This is a genomic window from Acidimicrobiales bacterium (assembly GCA_016716005.1).
Lineage (GTDB): Bacteria > Actinomycetota > Acidimicrobiia > Acidimicrobiales > JADJXE01 > JADJXE01.
Genome location: JADJXE010000001.1, coordinates 2,656,111 through 2,680,222, shown reverse-complemented (window position 1 = coordinate 2,680,222; position 24,112 = coordinate 2,656,111). Strand labels below are relative to the sequence as shown.

The following is a 24,112-nucleotide window of genomic DNA, read 5'->3' as shown; positions in this document are numbered from 1 at the left end:
CCACGCCTCCCTCTAGCCTCACCGGCTCGTGGCGCCGCGGCGGGTCGTGATCGTGGGAGCGGGAGGCCGCGACTTCCACGACTTCCTGGTGCTGTTCCGCGACGACCCGGGGGTCGAGGTCGTCGCCTTCACGGCCGCCCAGATCCCCGGGATCGACGACCGGGTGCTGCCCCCGTCGCTCGCCGGCCCCCGCTACCCGCAGGGCATCCCCATCCGCCCCGAGGCCGAGCTCGACGCGATCGTGCGCGAGCACGCCGTCGACGAGGTGGTGCTGGCCTACTCGGACCTCGCCCACGCCGACGTGATGCACCTGGCCTCGCGCGCCCTCGCGGCCGGGGCCGACGTCCGCCTTCCCGGGCCCCGCTCGACAGAGCTCGTGGCGACCGTGCCGGTGGTTGCGGTGTGCGCGGTCCGCACCGGTGCCGGCAAGAGCCAGACCACCCGTCGCATCGGGCGGCTGCTCCGCGACGCCGGCCTGCGCGTGGCCCTGGTGCGCCACCCCATGCCCTACGGCGATCTCGAGGCGATGCGCGTCCAGCGATTCGAGTCGCTCGACGACATCGACGCCGCTCACCCCACCCTGGAGGAGCGGGAGGAGTACGAGGAGCCCGTCCGCGCCGGCCTGGTCGTGTACGCGGGCGTCGACTACCGGGCGATCCTCCGGGCCGCCGAGGCCGACGCCGACGTCATCGTGTGGGACGGCGGCAACAACGACCAGCCGTTCTACCGCCCCGACCTGCTGGTGACCGTCGTCGATCCCCTGCGGCCCGGGCACGAGCTCGGCTACCACCCGGGCGAGGCCAACCTGCGACGGGCCGACGTGGTGCTGGTGAACAAGGTCGACAGCGCGCCGCCGGGTGCCGTCGACCAGGTCCTGGCCTCGGTGGCGGCCGTGAACCCGGCGGCGATGGTGGTGCGGGCGGCCTCGCCCGTGACCCTCGACCCCGGGCCCTCGCTCGCTGGCGTGCCGGTGCTGGTGGTCGAGGACGGCCCCACCGTCACCCACGGCGGCATGCCCTTCGGCGCAGGGACCGTCGCCGCCCGGGCGGCCGGCGCGGTGCCCGTCGACCCCCGGCCCCACGCCGTCGGCTCCCTCGTCGACGTGCTGGCTCGCTACCCGGCCCTCGGCCCGGTGCTGCCGGCCATGGGCTACGGCGAGGAGCAGCTCGCCGACCTGTCCGCCACCATCCGGGCGGTGCCGTGCGACGCGGTGATCACCGGCACCCCGATCGACCTCGCCCGCCTCCTGGACGCCTCCGTACCGGTCCGGCGGGCCCGCTACGAGCTGGTCGAGGTGGGCGCGCCCACGCTCGCCGACGTGCTGACACCGCTCGTCGCCCACCTGCGCGCCGGCTGATCGCCGGCCGGGGTCACGACGGCGACGCGACGCCGGGGGTCGCCCCGGCTCGCCCGGTCATCAGCTCGGTGACGGCCAGGCGGTCGCGCTCCGACGGCAGGCCCCAGCCCGGGAGGTAGCCGAACACCCAGGCCGCCGACTGGGCCCCCATCGCGCCGTCGAGGATCTCGAACTGGTCGAGGCCCACCAGCGCCGGGTGGACCACGCCACAGGCCCGCGTGAGCTTGCCCAGCTCGGTGCGCAGGTTCACCACGTAGTTCGCGAGGCGGGCGGCCTTGTCGGTGGGGTCGAGGCCCCGCATGAGCCACTTCGACTGGGACGTCACGCCGGTGGGGCAGCGTCCCGTGTGGCAGCGCTGGGCCTGGATGCAGCCGATGGCGAGCATGGCCTCCCGCGCCACGTTGACGGCGTCGCACCCCAGGCCGAACGCGAGCAGGGCGGTGTGCGGGAACCCGAGCTTGCCCGAGCCGATCACGACGACCTGCTCGTCGAGCCCCCACGCCCGCAGAACCGGGTAGACGCGGCTGACGGCGAGCTTGAACGGGAGCGCCACGTGGTCGGCGAAGGCCAGGGGGGCGGCGCCGGTGCCGCCCTCGCCGCCGTCGATCGTCACGAAGTCGGGCCCGCCGCCGGTCTCGGTCATGCGGCGACCGAGCTCGTCCCAGAAGCCGAGCTCGCCCACCGCGGACTTCACGCCCACCGGCAGCCCGGTGGCGCCCGCGATGCGCTCGACCAGCTCGATGAGCGAGTCCACGTCGTCGAAGGCGGTGTGGCGGGGCGGGCTCACGCAGTCGACGTGGACCGGCACCCCGCGGGCCGCGGCGATCTCCGGGGTCACCTTGGGCGCGGGCAGCACGCCACCGAGACCCGGCTTGGCACCCTGGCTCAGCTTGATCTCGACCGCCCGCACGGGGGCCGACGCGCACGTGTCGACGAGCCGCTCGAGGCTGAACGTGCCGTCGGGGTTCCGGCACCCGTAGTACCCGGTGCCCACCTGCAGCACCACGGGGCCGCCGTGGAGGTGGTGGCGGGAGAGGCCGCCCTCGCCGGTGTTCTGCAGGCAGCCGGCCAGGGCGACACCCCGGTTGACCGCTTCGACGGCCGGGCCGCTGAGCGAGCCGAAGGACATGGCCGACACGTTGACGACCGAGGGCATCCGGAACGCACCCGGCCGGCGGTGGCCGGCACCGAGCACCTTGGCGCAGGGGAGCACGTCGGGCGGGCCGGGGGGCGGCGCGGCCGGGAAGGTCGCCTGCTTCACGATGACGTAGCCGGGCGTCTCGTCGAGGTCGTTGTCGGTGCCGAACGCGAAGTAGGTGTTGCGCTGCTTGGCCGACGTGTAGACCCAGCGCCGCTGGTTGCGGGAGAAGGGCCGCTCCTGGTCGTTGTCGGTCACGATGTACTGGCGCAGCTCGGGGCCGATGGCCTCGAGGATGAACCGGAAGTGCCCGATCACGGGGAAGGTCCGCAGGATCGCGTGCCGCTGCTGGACCAGGTCGTAGATCCCCAGGGCCACCAGGCCCACCAGGACTGCGAGCACCACCCAGAGCAGGGCCATCACCTCGGACGGTACGCCGACGCCCCGTCGGCAGGCAGGGTCGTTCGTCCCGAGGGGTCGGGACCACGAGGGTCCCCCAGCCGGACCGCGACCCCGACCCCGACCCGGACCGCGACGCGCCCGTCGGGTGTCAGCCCGCGCGCGTCAGACCACGAGCGATGCGACCAGGCCGGCCTGGCCCAGGTGGTACGTGACCATGATGGTGACGGGCATCCACCCTCGCACGCCGACGAACCGCCGCAGCGCGATCAGCGAGTCCGAGCCGAAGAAGAGGACGGCCCCGGCGGCGGCGACGGCGATCCCCGACCCGAAGGCGGTGGCGACCATCGCCGAGATGACCACCATGTAGGCGACCACCGGCCCGAGCAGCCCCGGGTGGGGGCCGCGGCGCACGGCCCGCAGCACGGTGGTGCCGACACCCATCGCCGCCGCCGACACCACCGCGACGCCGAGCACCAGCCAGCGGAGCTCCTGGCCGCCGACCAGGAAGCCGACCACGTAGGCCACGTGGCCGAGCAGGAACGACCCCAGCCCGAACACGAACAGGTCGTGCGGCAGCATCAGGAAGACGTCGCCGGTGAGCGACAGCACCAGGGCCACCACGAACCACGCCCGCACCGCCGGGTCGACCGGATCGAGGGTGAGGGCCACCGCCAGCAGCAAGGCGAGGGCGGCCGGCTTGGCGACGTACTCGACCCGCTGGGCCCTGGCCGCCACGGCCACCCAGTCGGTCGCCGCGGCCACGCCTGCCAGGGCGAGGAGCGTCCATGCCGCGGTCGTCACCTCGGCATCGTGCCAGGTCGGCGCCGCCGGCCCCGCACCGGCGGCGCAACTCGGCCGGTCACTCGCCGTCGGGGGGCTCGCCGGGCGACTCGCGCTGCAGCCGGCGACGCACGGCCACCTTGTGGACGGCGTCGGCGGCGAGCACCGCCGGCGCGGCCGCCACGGCCACGACGGCGCCGGCCAGCGGCGGCGGCGCCTGACCGAGCACGTCGGCCACCGGCCCGATGAACAGGAAGCCGACCAAGGCGGCCAGCGAGGTGAGCACCGCGTAGATGACCAGGGGGTTGCTCAGCCAGCCGAGCTGCCAGGGAGGCCGGACGGTGCTCCGGCAGGCGAAGGCGTTGGCACACTGCCCGATGACCACGGCCGAGAACGCCGCGCCGGAGGCCGCGAGGAGCGCCTCGCCCTCGGGGAAGGCGCCGCCCGGCCGCCACCCGGCGGCCGCCATGCCGACCATGAAGGCGGCCATCTCCATCACCGCCTCGGTGGGGCCGAGCACGCCGAACACGCGGAACAGGATCCGCCGGTCGATCAGGTGTCGGTGCAGCGGGGGCTGCCGCAGGGCCCACGCCGTGGGCGGTTCGGCCCCGAGGGCGAGCGCGGGCAGCAGGTCGGTGCCGATGTCGAGGCACAGCACCTGCAGCACGCCGATGGCCAGCGGGAACCGAGCACCGGAGAGGGCCCACACCACGAAGGGGGTCAGCTCGGCCACGTTGTCGGTGAGGTGGTACGTGAGGAAGCGCCGGACGTTGGAGAACGTCGCCCGTCCCTGCTCGATGGCGGCCACGATCGTGGCGAAGTCGTCGTCGAGGAGCACCAGGTCGGCTGCCTCTCGGGCCACGTCGGTACCCGACCGGCCCATGGCCACGCCGATGTCGGCCTCCTGGAGCGCGGGGCCGTCGTTCACTCCGTCGCCCGTCATGGCCACCACGTGCCCGCGCTCCTGCAGGGCGCGCGCGATCCGGAGCTTGTCCTCGGGGTCGACCCGGCTGACCACGACACCGTCACGGTCGAGCAGGGCGCCCAGCACCTGGAGGTCGTCGGGCAGGTCGACACCTTCCAGCACCAGCCCGTCGTGATCGGGCAGCAGGCCCACCTCCCTCGCGATGGCCCGCGCCGTCGCCGGGTGGTCCCCCGTCACCATCGCCACGCGGATGCCGGCCCGCCGGCACGCGGCCAGCGCCTCCCTGGCCTCGGTGCGGGGCGGGTCCTCCAACCCGAGCAGGGCCAGCAGCTCCAGGTCGCGCTCGGCCAGGTCGGCGGCCGCGGCCGGATCGGTGAGCCCTCCGGGGTCGGCCGGCACCAGCCCGGCCGCCGACCGGCGGGCCACGGCGATGACCCGCAGCCCGCTGGCCGCCAGCTCGTCCGCCGCATCCGATGCCTGCTGGCCGTTCGCGCACCGGGCCATCACCGTGTCGGGCGCCCCCTTCACCAGCAGGTCGGCGCCGACCACCACCGACATGCGCCGCCGCCGCGGATCGAACGGGAAGCGCCGGCCGGAGGGCCGCGCCCGCTCGTCGGCGGCCACGTCGACGCCCAGACGGCGGGCCAGCACGTCGATCGCGGCCTCCATGGGATCGCCCTGCGCGACCCAGGCGCCATCGAGGAGCACCGCCCGGCCCGTCGACGAGCGCACACCCGCGAGCGCCGCCCGCCGCGCCCGGTCGAGGGCCTCGGTCGGGCCGCTCACCTCGCCGTCGGGCTCGTAGCCGTTGCCGCTGACGAGCACCGAGCCCGCCGGTGTCCACACCGACACCACCGACATCTGGTTGCGGGTCAGCGTGCCGGTCTTGTCGGTGCAGACGAAGGTGGTCGACCCCAGGGTCTCGACCGCCTCCAGCCTCCGGACGAGGGCGTGGTGGTGGGCCATCCCCTGGGCTCCCCGCGCCAGCGACAGGGTGACCGTCGGCAGCAGCCCCTCGGGCACCAGGGCCACGGTCACGCCGATGGCGAACAGGAACCCGTCGCTCGGTGAGGTGCCGTTGAGCACGGCCACGGCGAAGAAGGCGCCACCCACGGCCACCGCGATGGCGGCGATGGTGCGCACCACGCGGTCGAGCTCGATGGCGAGGGGGCTCCGGGGGCGGTGGGTGGCGCGCGTGAGGGCGGCGATGCCGGCCAGTCGGGTCCGCGCGCCGGTGGCGACCACCTCCGCGACCGCATCGCCCTCCACCACGAACGTGCCGCCGTGGACGCGCTCGCCCACGTCCACGGGCACCGCCGCGCTCTCACCGGTGAGCAGCGAGGTGTCGAGCAGCAGGGCGTGCGCCTCGACGGTCCGGAGGTCGGCCGACACCCGGTCGCCCGCGGTGAGCAGCACCACGTCCCCCAGGACCAGCGCGGCTGCATCGACCTCGACGGGCACGCCGTCGCGCCGCACGAGGGCGCGGCGCGGCAGCAGGTCGGCGAGCTTCTCCGCGGCACGCTCGGCCCGGCTCTCCTGGATGAACGCGAAGGTGCCGTTGACCACCACGACCACGGCGATGGCCACGCCCAGCTGGGGCATGCCGGCTACGAACGCCAGGCCGGCCGCCACCCACAGCATCAGCGCGAAGAAGTGCACCAGCTGGTGGGCCAGCTCCTTCCAGGGGGAGCGCCGCGCTGGGGGCGGGAGCACGTTCGGACCGTCGCGGCGGAGCCGTTCCGCGGCCTCGGCCGACGTCAACCCTGCGGCCGTCTCGATCGTGGTGCCGTCCCCGCCCGTGGCCGGTCGGGGCTCGATCGCGGTCACGGTCCCAGGGTGCCCCCGACGGGGGCGACCGAGCAGGGCCGAAGGTCATCACCCGGGCGGCGGGCCCTTCGCCCCTTCCCGCCCGGGGGCACCCGCGCGCACCCTGGGAGCGTGACCGAGCCCGTCGCCGCGGTCGAGACCCACTCGGCGGTCGTCGTGTTCGTGGGCGATCGCGCGTACAAGGTGAAGAAGCCGGTCGATCTCGGCTTCCTCGACTTCTCGACGCCGGCTCGACGGCGCGACGCCCTCCGCCAGGAGCTGGCCCTCAACCGGCGCCTGGCCCCCGACGTGTACCTGGGCCTGTTGACCGTGCACGACGAGGCGGGCACCGAGGTCGACACCGTGCTCGTGATGCGCCGGCTGCCGGGCGACCGGCGGCTGGCCACGCTGGTGCGGGCCGGCCACGACGTGACGACGGACCTCGACGCGCTGGCCCGGGTGCTCGCCTCGTTCCACGCCCGGTGCCCGACCTCGGAGGCGATCGGCGCCCACGCCACCGTCGATGCGGTGCGGGCCACGTGGGAGACGAACATCGCCGTGCTCGCCTCCTACGCGGGCCGCTTCGTCGACGCCGGCGAGGCTGCGACCGTGGCCGAGCTGGCCCGGCGCTACCTCGACGGGCGGGCCGCGCTGTTCGCCGAGCGGATCGAGCGGGGCCACGTGCGCGACGGGCACGGCGACCTGCTGGCCGACGACATCTTCTGCCTCGACGACGGACCCCGGGTGATCGACTGCATCGAGTTCGACGCCCGCCTCCGCTCGGTCGACGTGCTCGCCGACGTGGCCTTCCTGGCCATGGACCTGGAGCACCTCGGCGCCCCCCGGGCCGCCGCGCACTTCCTGGCCCGCTACCGGGAGCTCTCGGCGGAGACCTGGCCGGAGAGCCTGGCGCACCACTACGTGGCCGAACGGGCGCACGTGCGGGCCATGGTGGGGTGCGTGCGCGCCGACCAGACCGGCGCCGACACCGCCCCGGAGGCCGAGGCGCACCTGCACCAGGCCCGACGTCACCTCGAGGCCGGCCAGGTCCGGCTGGTGCTCGTGGGCGGGGGCCCCGGGACCGGGAAGTCCACCCTCGCCGCCGCCCTGGCCGATGTCACCGGCTGGGCCCTGCTCCGGAGCGACGAGGTGCGCGACGAGCTCGTCCCCCGGGCCGGGGGTGACCAGGGGCGGGGCGGCGCACCGCAGGGCCTCGACCAGGACCGCTACGCCCCGGCCCGGGTGGCCGTGGTGTACGCCGAGCTGCTGGCCCGGGCCCGGCGCCTGCTCGAGCGGGGCGAGTCCGTGCTGGTCGACGCCTCGTGGACCGACGCCGGCCGGCGGGAGGAGGCCGCGACCCTGGCCGCGGCCTCCTCCGCCGGGCTCGTCGGCCTGCGCTGCACCGCGCCCGCCGAGGTGGTCGACGATCGCATCCGCCGCCGGCTGGCGGCCGGCGGCGACCCGTCGGAGGCCACCCCGGCGGTGGCCGCGGCCCTGGCCCGGCGGGCAGACCCCTGGCCCGGCGCCGTCGTGCTCGACACCCACGCGCCGCCCGGCGAGCTGGTCGAGCGCGCCCTGGCCGCGCTCCCCGGGGCAGAGACGGCGCCGAGCGCGAGAGGAGGGCCCACCGATGGCTGAGCGACCGACGGCTGGGCGCACGATGCGGGCGTGGGTGGTGGACCACCCGGGGCCCGTCGGAGGGCACCCGCTCCGTCTCGAGGAGCGACCGGTCCCCGAACCCGGACCGGGCGAGGTCCGGGTTCGGGTGCACGTGTGCGGCATCTGCCGCACCGACCTGCACGTGGCCGAGGGCGACCTGCCGGTCCGCCGGCCCCGGGTGGTGCCGGGCCACGAGGTGGTCGGGAGCGTCGACGCGCTGGGCCCCGGTGCGGGCCGGCGCCTGGCCGTGGGCGACCGCGTCGGCATCGCCTGGCTCCGCCACACCTGCGGTCGCTGCCGCTTCTGCCTGCGGGGCGACGAGAACCTGTGCCTCACGCCCCGCTTCACCGGCTGGGACGACGACGGCGGCTACGCCGAGCACGCCGTGGTGCACGAGGACTACGCCTACCGGCTGCCGCCCGGCTTCGCCGACGAGCCGGCCGCACCCCTGCTCTGCGCCGGGATCATCGGGTACCGGGCGCTGCGCCGGGCCCGGCTGCCCGACGGCGGCCGCCTGGGCATCTACGGGTTCGGTGCGTCGGCGCACCTGGCGGCCCAGATCGCGCTGCACGAGGGCGCCACCGTGCACGTGCTCACCCGCTCGGCCGACGCCCGCCGCCTGGCCCTCGCCCTGGGCTGCGCCTCGGCCGGCGGGGCCTTCGACGCGCCACCCGAGCCGCTCGACGCGGCCGTGCTCTTCGCGCCCGTGGGAGAGCTGGTCCCCGTGGCCCTCGCCGCGCTCGACCGCGGGGGCACCCTGTCGATCGCCGGCATCCACCTGAGCGACATCCCGCCCCTGCGGTACCAGGAGCACCTCTTCCAGGAGCGCTCGCTGGCCAGCACCACCGCGAACACCCGCACCGACGGCGACGAGCTGCTCGCCCTGGCGGCACGCATCCCCCTCCGCGTGGAGACGCAGCCGTACCCGTTCGAGGAGGCCGATGGCGCCCTCGACGACCTGGCCCACGACCGGGTGACCGGTGCCGCGGTGCTCCGCGTGACCTACTGACAACCGGACCTTCGGCCCTTCCACCCGCGGCGAACCGGCGCGTCACTGGACGCGACGCCCGCCCCGGCACGGCCCGCCGGGCGCGCTGCGGAGGAGGCCGACATGGACCGCTTGGTCGTACCGTTCGAGGAGCTGTCGAAGGACGACACACCCCTTGCCGGCGGCAAGGGCGCGAACCTCGGCGAGCTGGCGTCGGCGGGCTTCCCCGTGCCGCCCGGCTTCGTGATCACCGCACCCGCCTACCTGGCGGCCATGGAGAGCGGCGGCGTGCGCCAGGAGCTGATCGAGCAGGAGCGTGCGCTCGACGCAGCCGACCCGGCAGCGCTGGCCGAGACGTCGATGCGACTCCGCGAGCTCGTGCACAAGGTCGGCGTGGGCGACGCGCTGCGGGTCCAGATCCTCGACGCCTACCGGGCACTGGTCGCCCGTCAGGGGGGCGACCCGTTCGTGGCCGTTCGCTCGTCGGCGACGGCCGAGGACACCGCCGGCACGTCGTTCGCAGGGATGAACGAGACCTTCACCAACGTCGCCGGGGAGGACGAGCTCATCGACGGGGTCGTCCGGTGCTGGATGTCGATGTTCGGCCAGCGGGTGGTCTCCTACCGGGCGAGCCAGGGCCTGACCGACGAGCCCGCCATCGCCGTCGTCGTCCAGGCCATGGTCCCGTCGGAGCGCTCGGGTGTGATGTTCTCGGCCGACCCGTCCACCAGCGACACGAGCCGCATCGTGATCGAGGCTGCGTTCGGGCAGGGCGAGGTCGTCGTGGGCGGGCAGGTCGAGCCCGACACGTACCTGGTGGCCAAGGGCGACGGCGCGCCGCGGCTGCTCGAGGCCCGGGTGGGGGTGAAGCACCACCAGATCGTGCGGGGGCCCGACGGGGGCGACCTGGTCGTGGAGCTGTCACCGGAGGAGGGCGGCCGGCGGGTGCTCACCGACGAGGAGCTGCTCGACCTGGCCCAGCTGTCGCTCGACGTCGAGCACCACTACGGCGAGCCCCAGGACATGGAGTGGGCCTACGCCGGCGGCCACCGGTACCTGCTGCAGTCACGTCCCATCACCACCCTCGGCGAGGCCCCCGGGCCGGACGGCACGGCGGGGCCCATGCCCGAGCCGGCCCTCACCGGGCTGGGCGCGGCGCCGGGGATCGTGTCGGGCCGGGTGCGCGTGCTGTTCAACCCCGACGACGGAGCGACGCTGGCCGACGGCGAGATCCTCGTCGCCCCGATGACGAACCCCGACTGGGTGCCCACCATGCGCCGGGCCGCGGCCCTCGTCACCGACGGCGGTGGCATGACCTGCCACGCCGCCATCGTGAGCCGCGAGCTCCGTGTGCCCTGCGTGGTCGCGGCCCGCAGCGCGACCACGTCGCTCCGCAGCGGCGAGGTGGTGACGGTCGACGGCTCCGGCGGCAAGATCTACCGGGGTGACCTGGTGGCCCGCCTCACCCACGAGGGGGTGCCGGCGGCCAGCGTCCGCGAGCGCATCGGCCCGCTCCCCGTCGAGTCGGTGGAGCCGCTCGCCACCCGTCTCTACGTCAACCTGGCCTTCGCCGAGCACGCCGACGAGGTGGCCGCGCTGCCGGTGGACGGGGTGGGGCTGCTGCGGGCCGAGTTCATGATCACCGACGCCCTCGGGGGGATGCACCCGCTGCACCTGATCGCCCAGGGCCGCCGCGAGGAGTTCATCGCCAGGATGGCGGCCTCGGTGCTGCGCATCACGCGGGCCTTCCACCCCCGGCCGGTCGTCTACCGCACGGTCGACTTCCGCACCAACGAGTTCCGGGGCCTCACGGGTGGCGAGCGCTACGAGCCACACGAGGACAACCCGATGATCGGCTACCGCGGCTGCTACCGCTACGTGAAGGAGCCCGAGCTGTTCCGGCTCGAGCTCGACATGCTCACCCGTGTCCGGGAGGAGACGCCCGGCCTGGCGATCATGATCCCGTTCGTGCGCACCCGGTGGGAGCTCGAGGCCTGCCTCGAGCTGATCGACGCCAGCCCCCTCGGGCACCAGCGCGGCCTGCACCGGTGGGTGATGGCCGAGGTGCCGTCGGTGGTGTTCCGGATCCCCGAGTACGCGTCGATGGGCATCGACGGGGTGTCGATCGGCTCGAACGACCTCACCCAGCTGATGCTCGGCGTCGACCGCGACTCCGAGGTGTGCGCCGATCTGTTCGACGAGGAGGACGCCGCCGTTCTCGACGCCATCGGGCGGATCGTCGGCGCCTGCCGAGAGGCGGGCATCACCTCGTCGCTGTGCGGCCAGGCCCCCTCGAACAGGCCCGGGTTCGCCGAGCACCTCGTGCGGTTCGGCATCACCTCGATCTCGGTCAACCCCGACGCGGCCAAGGCCACGCGCCACGTGATCGCGGCAGCCGAGAAGCGGCTGCTGCTCGAGTCGATCCGCGCCCGATCCTGAAGGAGGAGCCCATGAAGGCGGCGGTAGGCGACCGCATCATCATCAAGGGCCACCACGTGGGTGAGCCCGACCGCGATGCCGTGGTGCTGGAGGTGCACGGCACCGACGGCTCGCCGCCCTGGAAGGTGCGGTGGTCGGACGACGGCCACGAGAGCATCTTCTTCCCGGGGCCCGACGCCGCGGTCGAGCACTACACGAGCGAGGAGGGCTAGGAGCCCGAGCGGTCGGGCGAGCCGGGCCGGGCCAGCCCGTCGAGCACGAGGCGCACGGCGAGCTCGATCACCGCTTCGGCCGGCGCGCCCTCGTCGAGCTCGAGCGCCGCGGCGCGGGTCACGCCGTGCACCAGCCGGGCCGCGAGCATCGGCTCGGGCAGACCCAGCTCGGCCAGGGTGGCGAGGAGCGGCTTCGACATCGGCGCGTGCACGTGGTGCAGCCGGTCGTCGGCATCGGGCGGCAGCCGCACGCCCATGAGCATGCTGCCGACCCGGTGCTCGCCGGTCGCGACCATCCGCAGCTGCACCCGGACGAACATGGCCAGTCGGTCTTCGGGCGAGGGCTCCGCGGCCATCGCCGCCGCGACCGCTTCGACCCACGCCGGCACCTCTGCCTCCGCCAGCGCCACGAGCAGGTCGTCACGTCCGGCGAAGTACTCGTACACCGTGTTGCGGGCGATGCCGGCCCGCGCCGCCACCGCGGCGAAGGTGAGGCCGTCGAGGCCCTGCTCCAGGAGGACGTCGCGCGCGGCGGCCATGAGCGCCGCGACCTGACGCTGGCGATGCTCCGCCAACGTGGGGGCACTGATCCTGGGCATCTCGCGAGGCTACCCTCCTCACCGCCGCTCGGCTCGGCGGTGCCGCCACGACCGCGGGCTAAGGTCGGTCGGTGCTCGTCGTCGTCTCGCTCGGCCGCAACGCCCTGCTCAAGCGGGGCGAGCGTCCGGATCTGGAGCCCCAGCGCGCCAACGTCGAGGGCGCGGTCGCAGCCATCGCCGACGTCGCCGCCCGCCACCAGGTGGTGGTCACGCACGGCAACGGCCCCCAGGCGGGGCTCCTCGCCCTGCAGAGCGAGTCGTGGGCGGGCGCCGCTCCCTACACCCTCGACGTGGTGGGTGCCGAGGCCGAGGGGCTGATCGGCTACCTGCTCGAGCAGGGCCTCGAGAACGCCCTCCCCGGCCGGGACGTCGCGACCCTGCTCACCCAGACGGTCGTGGACCCCTCCGACCCGGCGTTCGCGGCACCATCGAAGCCCGTCGGCCCCGCCTACACCGAGCACGAGGCCAAGCTCCTCATGGCCGAGCGCGGTTGGACCGTGCGGCCCGACGAACGGGGCCGGTGGCGCCGGCTGGTGGCCTCGCCCGAGCCGGTGGCCATCGTGGAGCAGCGCACGATCCGCACGTTGGTCGACAACGACGTCGTGGTCGTGTGCGCCGGCGGGGGCGGCATCCCGGTCGCGGTCGACGAGCGGGGCGCCTACGGGGGCGTCGAGGCCGTGGTGGACAAGGACCTGGCCGCGGCGCTGCTCGCCAGCCGGCTGGGCGCCGACGCGCTGCTGCTGCTCACCGACATGCCCGCGGTGATGGAGGGGTGGGGCGGCCCCGCCCGGCGCCCGATCCGCACGGCGCACGTCGCGACCCTCCGGGCCGCTGCCTTCGAGGCGGGCTCGATGGCCCCGAAGGTCGAGGCCTGCTGCCGCTTCGTGGGCGCCACGGAGGGCATCGCCGCCATCGGGGCGCTCGACGATGCCGGCGCCCTGCTCGACGGCGAGGCCGGCACCCGGGTGCTCCCCGGCAGCGGCGCCACCACCTACCACCCGGAGGAGGCCTGATGGCCAGGATCGTCGTCGGTGTCGACGGATCGCCGGGGGGCGACGCGGCGCTCGGCTGGGCGCTCGACGAGGCGGCGGCACGGGGGGCCACCCTCCAGCTCGTGCTGGCGTGGACGTACCCCTACGTGGCCACCGTCCCAGGCGTCACGGCCCCCGTGTTCGCGATCGACGACGTGGAGAGCGACGCCGCCGCACTCCTCGACCTCACCATCGAGCGGGTGACGGACGGCCACCCTCCCGACGTGACCATTGAGCGGCTGGTGCAGCCCGGGCCCCCGGCTCGGGCGCTGCTCGACGTGGCCGAGGGGGCCGACCTGCTGGTGGTGGGCACCCGGGGGCACGGAGGGTTCGTCGGGCTCCTGCTCGGCTCGGTGAGCGAGCAGTGCGCGCATCACGCGCCCTGCCCCGTGGTGATCGTGCCCCCGCGCCCCGAGAGGACCGACGGCTAGGGTTCCGCCGATGGCCCGGCACGATCCCTACCTCGACCATCTCGCCAGGGTGCCGCTGTTCGCGGCATGCCCGAAGAAGCACCTCACGCTGATCGCCCGGACGGCGTCGCCGCTCGACCTGGCCGCCGGCACGAGGGTGATCGAGGAGGGCACCCCCGGTCGGGAGTTCTTCGTGCTCGTCGAGGGCGAGGCCAGCGTCACCAAGGGCGGGCAGCCGGTCGCCACGCTCCACCCCGGCGACTTCTTCGGCGAGATGGCCCTCATCGAGCACACGCCGCGCCGGGCCACCGTCACGGCCGTCACGCCGGTCACGCTGCTGGTGCTCGACCGCGGCAACTTCTGGGCCCTGCTGGAAGAGGTGCCCGAGCTGGCCGGCAAGATCCTGATCGGTCTGTCGCGGCGGCTGAACGAGGTGGCCCCGCCCAGCGTGGGCTAGGACGCCGGCGACTCGCCGCCGTCGCCGCCCCGCCGGCGGCTGCTGATGAAGCGCTGCACCTCGTCGACGGCGGCCTGCACCGTGCCGGCGAAGGCATCGGCAAGGGTCGACGCCGCCTTCCCCGCCTCCTGGCGCGGCCCGGGGTCCTTCACCGTGTCACCGATCGCCGACACCACCCGGCTGGCGGCGTCGGCGATGTCCTTCAGGGCGGCGTCGATGCTGCGCTGGCTCTCGGCCAGCCGCTCGTCCTCCTTGCCTCCCTGCCACTGCTGGCGCACCTGCTCGCCCAGCGCCCGGAAGTGCTCGCCCACCTCGTCCCAGCGCGCCGAGACCTGGGCCCACCTGGCCTCGTCGGCCGCACGCTCGTCGGCCTCGCCGGCCGTTCCCCCAGCCGGCTGGGGGGTCTGGTCCTCTGCGTCGCTCATGGCTGCTCCCTCCGGACGTGTCCGGGCCGAACCCTACGCCGCTTCGACCGGGCGGAACCTGGCGGCGTACTCCCCCGACGTCACCAGCGCCCAGGCCACCTGGTCGAGCGGCGCCGGCGTCGCGCTCCAGAACGCCAGCGCGCCCGGGTCGGGCGCCCGACGGAGCAACCCGACGTAGGCCAGCGTCACCTCGGCGGTGCGCCAGGTGCCCAGCGCGTGCTCACCCGCCTCGGCCAGTCCGAGGATCACCCCGGCGCGCGTCACCCGCCCGGCCCCCAGCAGCGAGGTCCAGAACGCCAGACCTCCCGCGTCGGCCGGCCGATCCAGCACCACCTGGTAGGCGCGGTCGACGAACGCCCCGTCGTCTCCGCCGCCGAAGCGAGCCTGGACCTCCGGCGAGGCGGCCAGGCCCTCGGCGATGGCCAGGAGCGCCGTGCCCGCCCGCCGAGCGGCGAGCTGCTGGAGCAGCCAGGGCGCGTCGGGCACCCGGCCGTTGGCGGCCAGGTGGAGCCGCACGAGCGGGGCGGCCAGACCGCCGTACCCGCTCGAGCGGAGCAGCCGCACCGTCACGTCGAGCGGGCTGAGCAGCCGCATGCGCACCTGCTTGGCCCACATGGCCAGGTCGCCCGTGCTCGCGGGGCGGCCGACGAGGTCGCGGTGCTGGCGGCCGATGTAGGCCTCGACCGTCACGAACGGGTTCCCCCCGCGGCGATCGGCGGCGACCGCGGCGGCCGTCGCCTCGTCGGCGCCGGGCGCCACCGCCACCGCAGCCGACGGCTCGCGCTGGCGCTCGAGGAAGGGACCCACGGCGATCACCTGGTACGCGGAGCCGAGGCCCTGCGGTGCCGAGCGGTCGACGTACGGCGGAGCGACGACGGTCGCCAGCACCCGTCCGCTTCGGATCACCCGGTACGAGGCGGCACCGGCCACCGGCGTCCACGCCAGCCGCACCGCGCCCCCGTCGACGGCGGCGCCGAGATCGGTCACCGCCGGGGGCACGGGATGGGGTGCCAGCTGCTCCGCGCTGGTGAACGACCACGACAGCCGGCGGGCGGCGGTGGTGACCGAGACCAGGTACGTGACGCCCGGATCGAGGGGGTCACGGGGGATCACGATCACGGCGTCGTCGAAGTCGAGCAGGGCGCGGCCGACCTCCTGCCAGGACGGGTCCGGGTGGCGGTACCCATCGGCGGTGATCACGCACACCGGCAGGGCGCGGTCTCCCTGCGTGACCGACGCCGACACCGGGCCGGGGGCCTCGGGCAGCAGCACCACGATGGGCAGCCCGGCAGGCGGGGTCCACCCCGGGCACGCGGTGAGTGGGTCGGGGGTCTCGAGGTCGAACGAGGTGAGGGGCACGGTGGCATCCGGGCCGGGCCACAGGATCGGCTGCTGCTGGCGCACCTGCTGGTCGAGCCCGCGGATCACATCGAGCGTGGCGGCGCCGGTGAGGGGCGCGCCGGGGTCCCGGTACGCGCCGTACCCGACGGTGCGCAGGCCCGGGCGGAGCACGCCGAAGGCGTGGAACGGGGCGGTCATGAACGACTCGATGAAGCCCCGGTCGGTCCAGTCGGCGTCGCCCGGTCCGATGTTGCTGTCCTCGCCGGCGGCGGCCCCGGCCGGCGTGTACCACGGCGACCGGGGATCCTCACCGTGGGCGATCAGGCCGTGCTGGGCCATGTACCGGGCGTGGAGCGCGCCCCCGTCGGACCACGATGGCTCGACCCCCACCGGCGCCAGCCCGGCGGTGGCCCGGTAGAGGTTCACCACGTCGAGCCACGGCCCGTCCGGGGGCAGGGGAGCAGCCTGCGCCGCGGCGGATCCCGCCGGCGCGACCGAGGCCAGCACCAGCACCAGCACCAGCAGGGCCGCGAGCGCGGCGCAGAGCCGAGCCCGCCTCGAGACCGTCCGTCGTCGCACCGCCCGAGTCTCGCCCATGGCGGCCCGCCCCCGGGCCGCGGGCCCGCGGGGCCGTAGGCTGCCCGGTGGCCGGGAGGGGGAACCATGGCGACCCAGCACGTCCGCGACCTGCTCGATGCCGTCGTGCCGCCGCTGATCGAGCAGCACGGCGTCCCCGGCGTCGCCGTCGGGATGGTGCACGACGGCGAGGAGACCCACGCCGGCTACGGGGTCACCAGCGTGGAGGACCCGCTCCCCGTGACCGACCGCACCCTGTTCCAGGTCGCGTCGATCACCAAGACGTTCACGGCCGCCCTGGTGATGCAGCAGGTCGAGCGGAGGGTCGTGGAACTCGACGCCCCGGTGCGGCTCTACCTGCCCGCCTTCTCCCTGCGGTCCGACGCCGACGCGGTCACGGTCCGCATGCTCCTCACCCACACCGCCGGCTTCCACGGCGACTGGTTCTTCGTGCACCGCGCCCCGGCGACCGGTCGGTCGCTCGAGGATCTGCTGTCCGGCCTCCCCGACGCGCCGCAGCTGTTCGCGCCGGGAACGGCCTGGTCGTACAACAACGCCGCCTTCAGCGTGGCCGGCGCGCTCCTCGAGGCGGTGACCGGCCGCCGCTACGCCGACCTGCTCGCCGACGAGCTCCTGCGACCCCTGGGCATGGGCCACTCGGTCCTCACCGCCGACGAGGCCGTCACCCGGCGCGTGGCCGCGCCGCACCTGCGCCTCGACGGCACCACGTTCGTGCTCCGGGGGGCCGGGTGGCAGCCGGGCTGGGAGCTGCCGCCCGCCGACGGGCCCGCCGGCGGGCTGGTGTCGTGCACCGCCGATCTGGCCGCGTGGGCCCGCTTCCACCTGGGCGGGGGCGTGGCTCCCGACGGCACCCGGCTCCTCGCCGAGGCCACGGTGTCCGCCATGCGCGAACCCTGGGCGGCCACGTCGGAGGTGCACGAGCACACCGGCGCAGCCTGGTTCCTGCGACCCGTGCAGGGCGTGCACACCGCCTCGCACGGGGGCCTCACCGTCGGGTACTCGTCCCGCGTGGTGCTCGTGCCCGAGCGGCACCTCGCACTGGCCGTGCTCACCAACGCCGTCACCGGCTTCCCGGTGGTGCAGGCCGTCGTCAGGGCGGTACTCGAGGGCGCCCTCGGGCTCGACGACGCTCCGCCCGCCCCCGATCCGAGTGCCCGCCCGGCCGACGTCGACGAGCTGCTCGGCTGGTACGCCGGGCCGTTCTGGGACCACGAGGTGCGCCGCCCCGACGGCCACGACGACGCCGACCTGGTGCTGGTGACCCACGGCCGGCCGGCCGTCCCCGACGTGTGGGCCCCACCGCCGCTCCCGCCGGTGCCGGCACGGTTCTTCGCTCCCGACCGAGTGGTCGGCGAGTCCCTCGGCGAGCAGGCGTGGTTCCGGCGGGACGCAGCGGGTCGGGTCGCGGGCCTCCACGTCGGCGGCCGACTGGCCCCCCGCCTCGCCCGCGAGCCGACCGACCGGGCCTGAGGGGCCCACCGCCCGACGAGGTCCGACCTACGGTGGGGCCGTGGCCCACGAGCAGCCCGGCGCGGCCTCCCGCCCGCCCCGATGGGCGGCCCGGGTCGTCCCGGCCGGCGCCGCCGAGGCGACGCCCGCCGACGGGCCCGGTACCCTCCCGCCCCCGTGATCACCGTGTCGGGTCTGGAGAAGGCGTACGGCACGCGCACGCTGTTCCGCGAGGTGTCCTTCGGCCTCTCGTCCGGCCGGCGGGTCGCCCTCGTGGGCGGCAACGGCACCGGCAAGACCACGCTGCTCGAGATCCTGGTGGGGCTGCAGCCCGCCGATGCCGGCGAGGTGCACCGCCCTCGTGGCCTGCGGCTCGGCTACCTGCCCCAGGAGCCGCTGGGCGAACCCTCGGGCAGCGTCCTCGACGCGGTGCTCGGCGGCGTCCCCGAGCTGCGCCCGCTCGAGCGCCGCCTCCACGAGCTGGCCGAGCGCGTCGCGGCGACCACGGGCGACGAGCACGATCGCGCCCTGGCCGAGCTGGGCGAGGCCCAGCACCGCTTCGAGGACCTCGACGGCTACGCCCTGGAGGCCGAGGCCCGCCGGATCCTCGCCGGGCTCGGCTTCCACCCGGCCGACAGCGACCGGCCCCTCGCCGAGATGTCGGGTGGCTGGCGGATGCGGGCCACCCTCGGCGCGCTGCTGCTGGCCCGGCCCGACGTGCTGGTGCTCGACGAGCCGACGAACCACCTCGACACCGACAGCGTCGCCTGGCTGGAGGACACGCTGGCGGCATGGGCCGGCGCCCTGCTCTTCGTGAGCCACGACCGCGACTTCATCGACGCCGTGGCCAACCGCGTCCTGGAGCTGGCCGGCGGCACGGCCACCGAGTACGTCGGGGGCTTCGCCGAGTTCGTGGTGGCGCGCGAGGAGCGGCTCGAGCGGGCCCGGGCCGCCGCGGCCCAGCAGCACAAGGAGCTGGAGCGGGTCGAGCGCTTCATCGAACGCTTCCGGTACAAGGCCACCAAGGCCAGACAGGTGCAGAGCCGGGTCAAGACCCTGGCGAAGCTCGAGCGCATCGAGGCGCCCGACCACTCGGCGCTGGTCGCCCGCTTCGCCTTCCCGCCCCCGCGGCGGTCGGCGCGGGTCGTCGCCCAGCTGTCCGGCGTCGACGTCGGCTACGACGGGGTGCCCGTGCTGCGCGGCGTCGACCTGGTGGTGGAGAGGGGTGACAAGGTCGCCTTCGTGGGGCCGAACGGCGCCGGCAAGACCACCCTGGTGCGCCTGCTGCTCGGCGAGCTCGACCCCCTGGCCGGCGACGTGCAGCTGGGCGCCAACGTCGACGTCGCCTCGTTCGCCCAGCACCACATCGAGCGCCTGCGCCCCGAGCGCACCGTGCTCGACGAGCTCAAGGCCGCGGCCGGCCCGCGCCTCGGTGCTCGCAACCCTCGCACCGTCGCCGGGTCGTTCGGCTTCCCCGGCGAGCTGGCCGACCGCAGGGTCGGCGATCTCTCGGGGGGCGAGCGGACCCGACTGGCCCTGGCCTGCGCCCTGGTGAACCCCGTGAACCTGCTCGTGTTGGACGAACCCACCAACCACCTCGACCTGCCGAGCTGCGACGTGCTGGAGGACGCCCTGGCCGCGTACCCGGGCACGGTGATCCTCGTCACCCACGATCGGCACCTCATCCGGAACGTGGCCACGAGCCTGGTGGAGGTGCGAGGCGGTGTCGCCCGGCACCACCTCGGCGTCGACGAGTCGGTGCTGCGGCCACCAGCGCCCGACGGCACGGCCATGAACCCGCCGGGTCGCCGGCGCGGCCCCGGCGAGGGAGCGGCACGAGCGGAGGGCGCAGCCCGCAAGGAGGGGCGGCGGGTCACGGCCGGTGAGCGCGAGCGGCGCGGCGCTGCCACCAAGCAGCTTCGGGCACGCGTCGCCCGGCTCGAGCGCGAGCTGACCCGGGCCGAGGCCGACGTTGCCGAGCTGCAGCGCCGCTTGGCAGACCCCGCGCTGTACGACGACCCGGAGCAGGTGCGGGAGGCGGCGACCGCCCACGAGGCGGCCAAGGACCAGGCCGCCGCCCTCACCGACGCGTGGGTGCAGGCCCACACCGAGCTGGACGACGCCGAGGCCCGGTTCGCCCCGCCCGCACCCTAGGCCGCAGCCGTCACGGGCACTCCCACGCCCCGAGCTCGTGCAGCTCGCCCAGGTGCGGCAGCTGGCCGTTCAGGTACGCCTCGAACTGGGCCACGTAGTCGTCGACCGAGGCCTCGCTGCCACCGGTGACCACCATCCGGTAGCCCCGGGTGGTGGCGTGCCAGGCCACGGCCTCGCCGTCGTCGGCCCGCAGCACGACCAACCGCTCGACTCCCGAGCCGTCGGCGTGGTGCGCCTCCCGGCCCCACACGAGCTCGAGCGGACCCAGCGAGCGGAGCACGCGCTCGTAGGCCAGGGCCTGGGCGGCCTGGGTGCCACCGGCGGCGGTGAGCGAGGTGAGGGCCCAGTCGGCGAAGCGGTCGGCGTCCCAGCCGAGCACGCTTCCGGTGGACCGGGCGACCGTGCGCGACCACACGTCGGTGCCGTCGAAGCCACGCACCCGCAGGTGGCCGGCGGCCTCGGGGTCGACCCGGAGGCCGGCCGCGGCCAGGGCGCCCCACCACGCCGCCAGGGCCACGGTGTCGCCCCAGCGGTCGAGCGTGAGCAGGCTGCCACCCGGCGCCAGCAGGCCGGCCAGCTGGTCGGCGGGCGCGGCCCCCGACCCGCGGAGCGCCTCGTCGATGCTGCGAAGGCGGGACCACGGGTCGGCCGGGGCGCGGCTCAGCTCTGGCGCGACGTCGGCCACCAGCGCGGTGGCCACCACGACGTCGGCGGCACCCCCGAGCCGCTCCTGGTCGAGGTCGTGCAGCTCGGTCGCCTCGAAGCGCACGTTGGGCACGCCGAGGCGCCGGGCCAGCTCGTCGGCCCGCTCGACGGCCAGGGCCGACCGGTCGATCCCGATCACCTCGGTGTCGGGCGCCTCGAGGGCGTAGAAGCAGGCGGCGAGGCCGGGCCCGCACCCCACGTCGACCAGGCGCTCGGCCGGGCGCGGATGCTCGGCCCACCAGGTGAGCCAGGCCGCGTGCCGGCCGCCCACGACCGCCAGCCCGTCGATCGCCAGGTCGAGGTCGGCGAGGAGGATCGCGTCCACGTCGACCGGCTCGCCCGTGGCCCGCGCTCGGAGGGCGGTGGTGAGCTCTGCGACCAGCGCTCGCCCGTGCCGACGCTCGAGGCCCTCCAGCCACGCCTCGCCGGTGGCCACCCGCGGCAGGCCGACGCGTCGCAGGTAGCTCTCGGCTCGTTGCTGCCCGGAGGCCCGGCTGGTTGCACGACGTCGCCTGCCCATGGCAATCGCTTCGCTCGAGGGACGGGGCGCGGCACTGTAGCCGGGCACCCGCGGTGCCTAGCCGATGGCCGCGATGCCACCGTCGACCGGGATGACCGCGCCGGTGAGGTAGGCACCGGCGCGCGACGCCAGGTAGATCGCGGCACCGGCGATGTCGTCGGGCCGGCCGATCCGCTTCAGCGGCGCGCTCGACGCGATCTGCTCCCCGAAGGCCTCCAGGGTCGCCGCCATCATCTTCGACTCGAACGGGCCGGGTGCGATGGCGTTCACCGTGATCGTCGGCGCGAGCCGGCTGGCCAGGTGGCGCGTCAGCTGGTGCACCGCAGCCTTGGACGACGAGTACGAGTACGTCTCGAGCACGGGCACGTGGATGCCGTCGATGCTGCCGATGTTGATCACCCGAGCCGGCGCGTCCGCGGTGCCGGCGGCCTCGAGGAGGGGCACCAGGAACTTCGTGAGGTGGAACACGCCCTTCACGTTGAGCGACAGCACCCGGTCCCACGCCGCGTCGTCAAACTGCTGGAGGGGAGCGCCCCAGGTGGCGCCGGCGTTGTTCACCAGGACGTCGAGCCGGGGCTCACGCCCGGCGATCAGCCCGGCGAGCCGCCGACACTCGGCCTCGGTCGACAGGTCGGCCGGCAGCGAGATGCACTCCCCCACCTCGGACAGCTCGCCGGCCACCTGCTCGCACACGTCGGCCTTGCGCGACGAGATGTACACGCGGGCGCCGGCGCGGACGTACGCCTCGGCGATCATGAGGCCGATGCCCCTCGAGCCCCCGGTCACGAGAGCGGTCTTGCCGGCGATGGAGAACAGGTCGGTCATACCGGAAGCATGCCCCGCCGGCCGGGCAGGCCTGGCGACGCTGCTCGCAGCTGCGCCCCTAGGGTCGCGCCATGGCCTCCGCGGCTCCCCGCCACCTCATCTGATGGCCCGGCGCGACCGCTCCACCTCGACGCCGCTGCCCCCTCTCCCGCCCCGGCTGCCCACCGCGCTCCGGCCGGCAGCCGGCGACGACCTGCGCGAGGACCTCGACTGGGTCGGCGTGGAGGTGCAGGGCGACCTCTCGGGCCTGGTCGCCGGGGGGCTCGACGTGGCCGAGTCGAGGCTCTCCGGCGTGCTCCTCACCGGCGCCCGGCTCCAGGGCATGCGCCTCACCGACACCCTGGTCGAGGACGCCGACCTCTCCGGCGCCGACTTGGCCGGCGCCCTCCTCACCCGGGTCGAGCTGCGCCGGTGCCGCCTGACGGGCGTGCTGCTCCCCGACGCTCGTCTCCGCGACGTGCGGATCGTCGACAGCAAGCTCGACGGGGCCAGCTTCCGGATGGCGACGGCCGAGCGGCTCCGCATCGAGGGGTCGATCCTCAGGGCGGCCGACTTCACCGCGGCGAGGCTCGACACCACCCAGCTGTTCGACTGCGACCTCGCCGAGATCGACCTCTCGGGGGCCCGCGCCCGGGGGTTGCGACTGCACGGCTCCGTCCTGGAGGGCCTGCGGGGCGCCGAGCACCTGCAGGGGGTGGTGCTCGACACCACCCAGGTGCTCCCGTTCGCCCTCCGGCTCTTCGCCGCCCTGCGCATCACCGTCGACGACGACCGCGACGGCCCGGCGCCCTGACGCCGGGCCGGAACCGGGCCGGGCGGCCCGGTCACCACCAGGCTCGGATCTCCTCGTAGACGTCGGGGTGGCTGGCCAGCGCCAGGTGCGTCACCGTCGGCAGCACCCGGATCGTCGCGTCCGGGAACAGCTCGCGCACCCGGCTGTCGGCCAGCTCGCCGGTGGCGCTGGGGGCCGTCACCAGGCTGTCGCCGAGCAGGCGCGAGACGGGATGGGCCGGATCGGCCGTCAGGGTGCCGGCGACGACGAGGTAGCGGGCGCGACGCGGCGCGCGGACGCGGTGCAGGCTCGCCGGGCCGGGTGCATCCGGGTCGCGCTCCTGCCAGTCCTCGTCGAGGACCGACCCGAAGCGCAGATCCTTGATCCCGGCGCTCCGTCGGTCGAGACCCGACCCGATCAGGCGCGTCACCGGCGTGGGCACGGCCCAGAGGGCGGTGCTCGTGAGGTTGGCGAGCACCTCGAGCCACGAACCGGCGTTCGGCACGCCGATGAGCACGACTCGCCGCACCCTGGAGGGCCACGAGCGCCGCAGGGTCGACTGCCGGCGCTCGACCGTGCCGTAGTGGCACGCGCCGCGCACCACGAGCCCGCCCATGCTGTGCCCGATGAGGGTGATGTCCCGCACCCGCACCGGCCAGGCCCCCACCAGCCGGTCGAGCAGGCGCGCCAGCTCCCGGGCGTTGGTGGAGACGTGTCGGCCGGTGTTGTAGCTGGCGTAGAGCGGCGTGACCCCGAGGTCCCGGGCGAGCAGGGAGCCGTAGGTGGTCCCGGGATCGTCGCGGAAGCCCCAGACCGCCCCCGTTCCCATCAGCCCGTGCACGAGCACGCAGATCCGCCCGGTGGCGCCGGGCAGGCGCTCGGCCAGCGCGGCACGGTCGGCCACAAGCGCTGCCCCGTCGGAGCGCACCGTCAGGGGGATCGCCAGCGGCGAGCCCTGCTCGGCCAGCACGTCGCCGAAGGCCCCGTCGAGCACGGCCAGGGCCTCGTCGCTGCGGGCGGGCAGCGCGGCCAGCAGGCGCCACAGCTGCGCCGCGCTCGCCGCCGCGGCCTCGGCGTCGGAGGGGGTCGCGCTCGGCGGCGCCTTCCTCCGGCCCACCGCT

20 protein-coding genes are annotated in these 24,112 nt (G+C 75.3%); 11 read left to right on the top strand and 9 right to left on the bottom strand.

The window, feature by feature from the left end; genetic code table 11:
• The first annotated feature begins 28 nt into the window (after positions 1-28).
• Positions 29-1,357, top strand: coding sequence for a GTPase (locus tag IPM45_13185; protein MBK9180488.1), 1,329 nt, complete (start codon positions 29-31; stop codon positions 1,355-1,357).
• A gap of 13 nt (positions 1,358-1,370) precedes the next feature.
• On the opposite strand, the gene IPM45_13180 is transcribed toward IPM45_13185, so the two are convergent.
• From IPM45_13180 to IPM45_13170, 3 genes are all read right to left on the bottom strand, one after another.
• On the bottom strand, positions 1,371-2,915 hold the full coding sequence (locus IPM45_13180) for an FMN-binding glutamate synthase family protein (GenBank protein MBK9180487.1): 1,545 nt from the start codon (positions 2,913-2,915) through the stop codon (positions 1,371-1,373).
• 144 nt (positions 2,916-3,059) lie between these two features.
• Complete coding sequence (locus IPM45_13175) at positions 3,060-3,698, bottom strand: lysoplasmalogenase (protein ID MBK9180486.1); 639 nt, start codon at positions 3,696-3,698, stop codon at positions 3,060-3,062.
• A gap of 58 nt (positions 3,699-3,756) precedes the next feature.
• Positions 3,757-6,381, bottom strand: coding sequence for a cation-transporting P-type ATPase (locus IPM45_13170; protein ID MBK9180485.1), 2,625 nt, complete (start codon positions 6,379-6,381; stop codon positions 3,757-3,759).
• Between the two features lie 159 nt (positions 6,382-6,540).
• On the opposite strand from IPM45_13170, the gene IPM45_13165 reads away from it, so the two are divergent.
• The 4 genes from IPM45_13165 (at position 6,541) to IPM45_13150 (ending at position 11,706) form a co-directional block, all read left to right on the top strand.
• Positions 6,541-8,046, top strand: coding sequence for an AAA family ATPase (locus tag IPM45_13165; GenBank protein ID MBK9180484.1), 1,506 nt, complete (start codon positions 6,541-6,543; stop codon positions 8,044-8,046).
• A gap of 22 nt (positions 8,047-8,068) precedes the next feature.
• Positions 8,069-9,076 carry a zinc-dependent alcohol dehydrogenase family protein gene (locus IPM45_13160; protein MBK9180483.1) on the top strand — a complete coding sequence of 336 codons (1,008 nt, stop codon included), beginning with the start codon at positions 8,069-8,071 and terminating at the stop codon, positions 9,074-9,076.
• Positions 9,077-9,178: 102 nt separating this feature from the next.
• Complete coding sequence (gene ppsA, locus IPM45_13155; protein MBK9180482.1) at positions 9,179-11,494, top strand: phosphoenolpyruvate synthase; 2,316 nt, start codon at positions 9,179-9,181, stop codon at positions 11,492-11,494.
• Between the two features lie 11 nt (positions 11,495-11,505).
• Complete coding sequence (locus tag IPM45_13150; protein ID MBK9180481.1) at positions 11,506-11,706, top strand: DUF1918 domain-containing protein; 201 nt, start codon at positions 11,506-11,508, stop codon at positions 11,704-11,706.
• On the opposite strand, the gene IPM45_13145 is transcribed toward IPM45_13150, so the two are convergent.
• A complete protein-coding gene (locus IPM45_13145; protein ID MBK9180480.1) occupies positions 11,703-12,305 on the bottom strand; it encodes a TetR/AcrR family transcriptional regulator in 603 nt (200 codons plus the stop codon). The genes IPM45_13150 and IPM45_13145 overlap by 4 nt on opposite strands.
• 71 nt (positions 12,306-12,376) lie before the next feature.
• Between IPM45_13145 and IPM45_13140 the strand changes: the two genes are divergently transcribed.
• The 3 genes from IPM45_13140 to IPM45_13130 are packed head-to-tail and all read left to right on the top strand — an operon-like array spanning position 12,377 to position 14,203.
• Entirely contained in the window at positions 12,377-13,318 is a 942-nt protein-coding gene (locus tag IPM45_13140) for a carbamate kinase (protein MBK9180479.1), read from the top strand.
• On the top strand, positions 13,318-13,767 hold the full coding sequence (locus tag IPM45_13135) for a universal stress protein (protein MBK9180478.1): 450 nt from the start codon (positions 13,318-13,320) through the stop codon (positions 13,765-13,767). Before IPM45_13140 ends, IPM45_13135 begins: the two co-directional genes overlap by 1 nt.
• A gap of 10 nt (positions 13,768-13,777) precedes the next feature.
• Positions 13,778-14,203 (top strand): cyclic nucleotide-binding domain-containing protein, encoded by a 426-nt coding sequence (locus IPM45_13130; protein MBK9180477.1) that lies wholly within the window; start codon positions 13,778-13,780, stop codon positions 14,201-14,203.
• On the opposite strand, the gene IPM45_13125 is transcribed toward IPM45_13130, so the two are convergent.
• On the bottom strand, positions 14,200-14,628 hold the full coding sequence (locus IPM45_13125; protein ID MBK9180476.1) for a hypothetical protein: 429 nt from the start codon (positions 14,626-14,628) through the stop codon (positions 14,200-14,202). The two genes, IPM45_13130 and IPM45_13125, sit on opposite strands and share 4 nt — an antisense overlap.
• Before the next feature lie 33 nt (positions 14,629-14,661).
• Positions 14,662-16,548, bottom strand: coding sequence for a DUF4214 domain-containing protein (locus IPM45_13120; protein MBK9180475.1), 1,887 nt, complete (start codon positions 16,546-16,548; stop codon positions 14,662-14,664).
• A gap of 84 nt (positions 16,549-16,632) precedes the next feature.
• Between IPM45_13120 and IPM45_13115 the strand changes: the two genes are divergently transcribed.
• Both IPM45_13115 and IPM45_13110 read left to right on the top strand, forming a co-directional pair.
• On the top strand, positions 16,633-18,036 hold the full coding sequence (locus IPM45_13115) for a beta-lactamase family protein (GenBank protein ID MBK9180474.1): 1,404 nt from the start codon (positions 16,633-16,635) through the stop codon (positions 18,034-18,036).
• Between the two features lie 156 nt (positions 18,037-18,192).
• On the top strand, positions 18,193-20,169 hold the full coding sequence (locus IPM45_13110) for an ABC-F family ATP-binding cassette domain-containing protein (protein ID MBK9180473.1): 1,977 nt from the start codon (positions 18,193-18,195) through the stop codon (positions 20,167-20,169).
• Positions 20,170-20,179: 10 nt separating this feature from the next.
• Here IPM45_13110 and IPM45_13105 read toward each other — a convergent pair whose 3' ends face one another.
• Together IPM45_13105 and IPM45_13100 are read right to left on the bottom strand one after the other, a co-directional pair.
• Positions 20,180-21,310: a methyltransferase domain-containing protein gene (locus IPM45_13105; protein MBK9180472.1), complete on the bottom strand. Its 1,131-nt coding sequence runs from the start codon at positions 21,308-21,310 to the stop codon at positions 20,180-20,182.
• A 141-nt stretch (positions 21,311-21,451) separates the two neighbouring features.
• Positions 21,452-22,219: an SDR family oxidoreductase gene (locus IPM45_13100; GenBank protein ID MBK9180471.1), complete on the bottom strand. Its 768-nt coding sequence runs from the start codon at positions 22,217-22,219 to the stop codon at positions 21,452-21,454.
• Between the two features lie 103 nt (positions 22,220-22,322).
• Here IPM45_13100 and IPM45_13095 point away from each other — a divergent pair, with 103 nt between their 5' ends.
• Complete coding sequence (locus IPM45_13095; GenBank protein MBK9180470.1) at positions 22,323-23,012, top strand: pentapeptide repeat-containing protein; 690 nt, start codon at positions 22,323-22,325, stop codon at positions 23,010-23,012.
• 31 nt (positions 23,013-23,043) lie between these two features.
• Here the strand turns inward: IPM45_13095 and IPM45_13090 are convergent, their stop codons facing one another.
• The gene (locus IPM45_13090; GenBank protein MBK9180469.1) at positions 23,044-24,108 is read right to left on the bottom strand and encodes an alpha/beta hydrolase; all 1,065 of its coding nucleotides are present in this window, start codon (positions 24,106-24,108) and stop codon (positions 23,044-23,046) included.
• Between the last annotated feature and the right edge of the window lie 4 nt (positions 24,109-24,112).

Excerpts from the sequence above, each read along its gene's own strand:
- IPM45_13150 (MBK9180481.1), top strand. The coding sequence starts at position 11,506 with ATGAAGGCGGCGGTAGGCGACCGCATCATCATCAAGGGCCACCACGTG.
- IPM45_13115 (MBK9180474.1), top strand. The coding sequence starts at position 16,633 with ATGGCGACCCAGCACGTCCGCGACCTGCTCGATGCCGTCGTGCCGCCG.
- IPM45_13125 (MBK9180476.1), bottom strand. The coding sequence starts at position 14,628 with ATGAGCGACGCAGAGGACCAGACCCCCCAGCCGGCTGGGGGAACGGCC.
- IPM45_13095 (MBK9180470.1), top strand. The coding sequence starts at position 22,323 with ATGGCCCGGCGCGACCGCTCCACCTCGACGCCGCTGCCCCCTCTCCCG.
- IPM45_13135 (MBK9180478.1), top strand. The coding sequence starts at position 13,318 with ATGGCCAGGATCGTCGTCGGTGTCGACGGATCGCCGGGGGGCGACGCG.
- IPM45_13130 (MBK9180477.1), top strand. The coding sequence starts at position 13,778 with ATGGCCCGGCACGATCCCTACCTCGACCATCTCGCCAGGGTGCCGCTG.
- IPM45_13100 (MBK9180471.1), bottom strand. The coding sequence starts at position 22,219 with ATGACCGACCTGTTCTCCATCGCCGGCAAGACCGCTCTCGTGACCGGG.
- IPM45_13145 (MBK9180480.1), bottom strand. The coding sequence starts at position 12,305 with ATGCCCAGGATCAGTGCCCCCACGTTGGCGGAGCATCGCCAGCGTCAG.
- IPM45_13160 (MBK9180483.1), top strand. The coding sequence starts at position 8,069 with ATGCGGGCGTGGGTGGTGGACCACCCGGGGCCCGTCGGAGGGCACCCG.
- IPM45_13180 (MBK9180487.1), bottom strand. The coding sequence starts at position 2,915 with ATGGCCCTGCTCTGGGTGGTGCTCGCAGTCCTGGTGGGCCTGGTGGCC.
- ppsA (MBK9180482.1), top strand. The coding sequence starts at position 9,179 with ATGGACCGCTTGGTCGTACCGTTCGAGGAGCTGTCGAAGGACGACACA.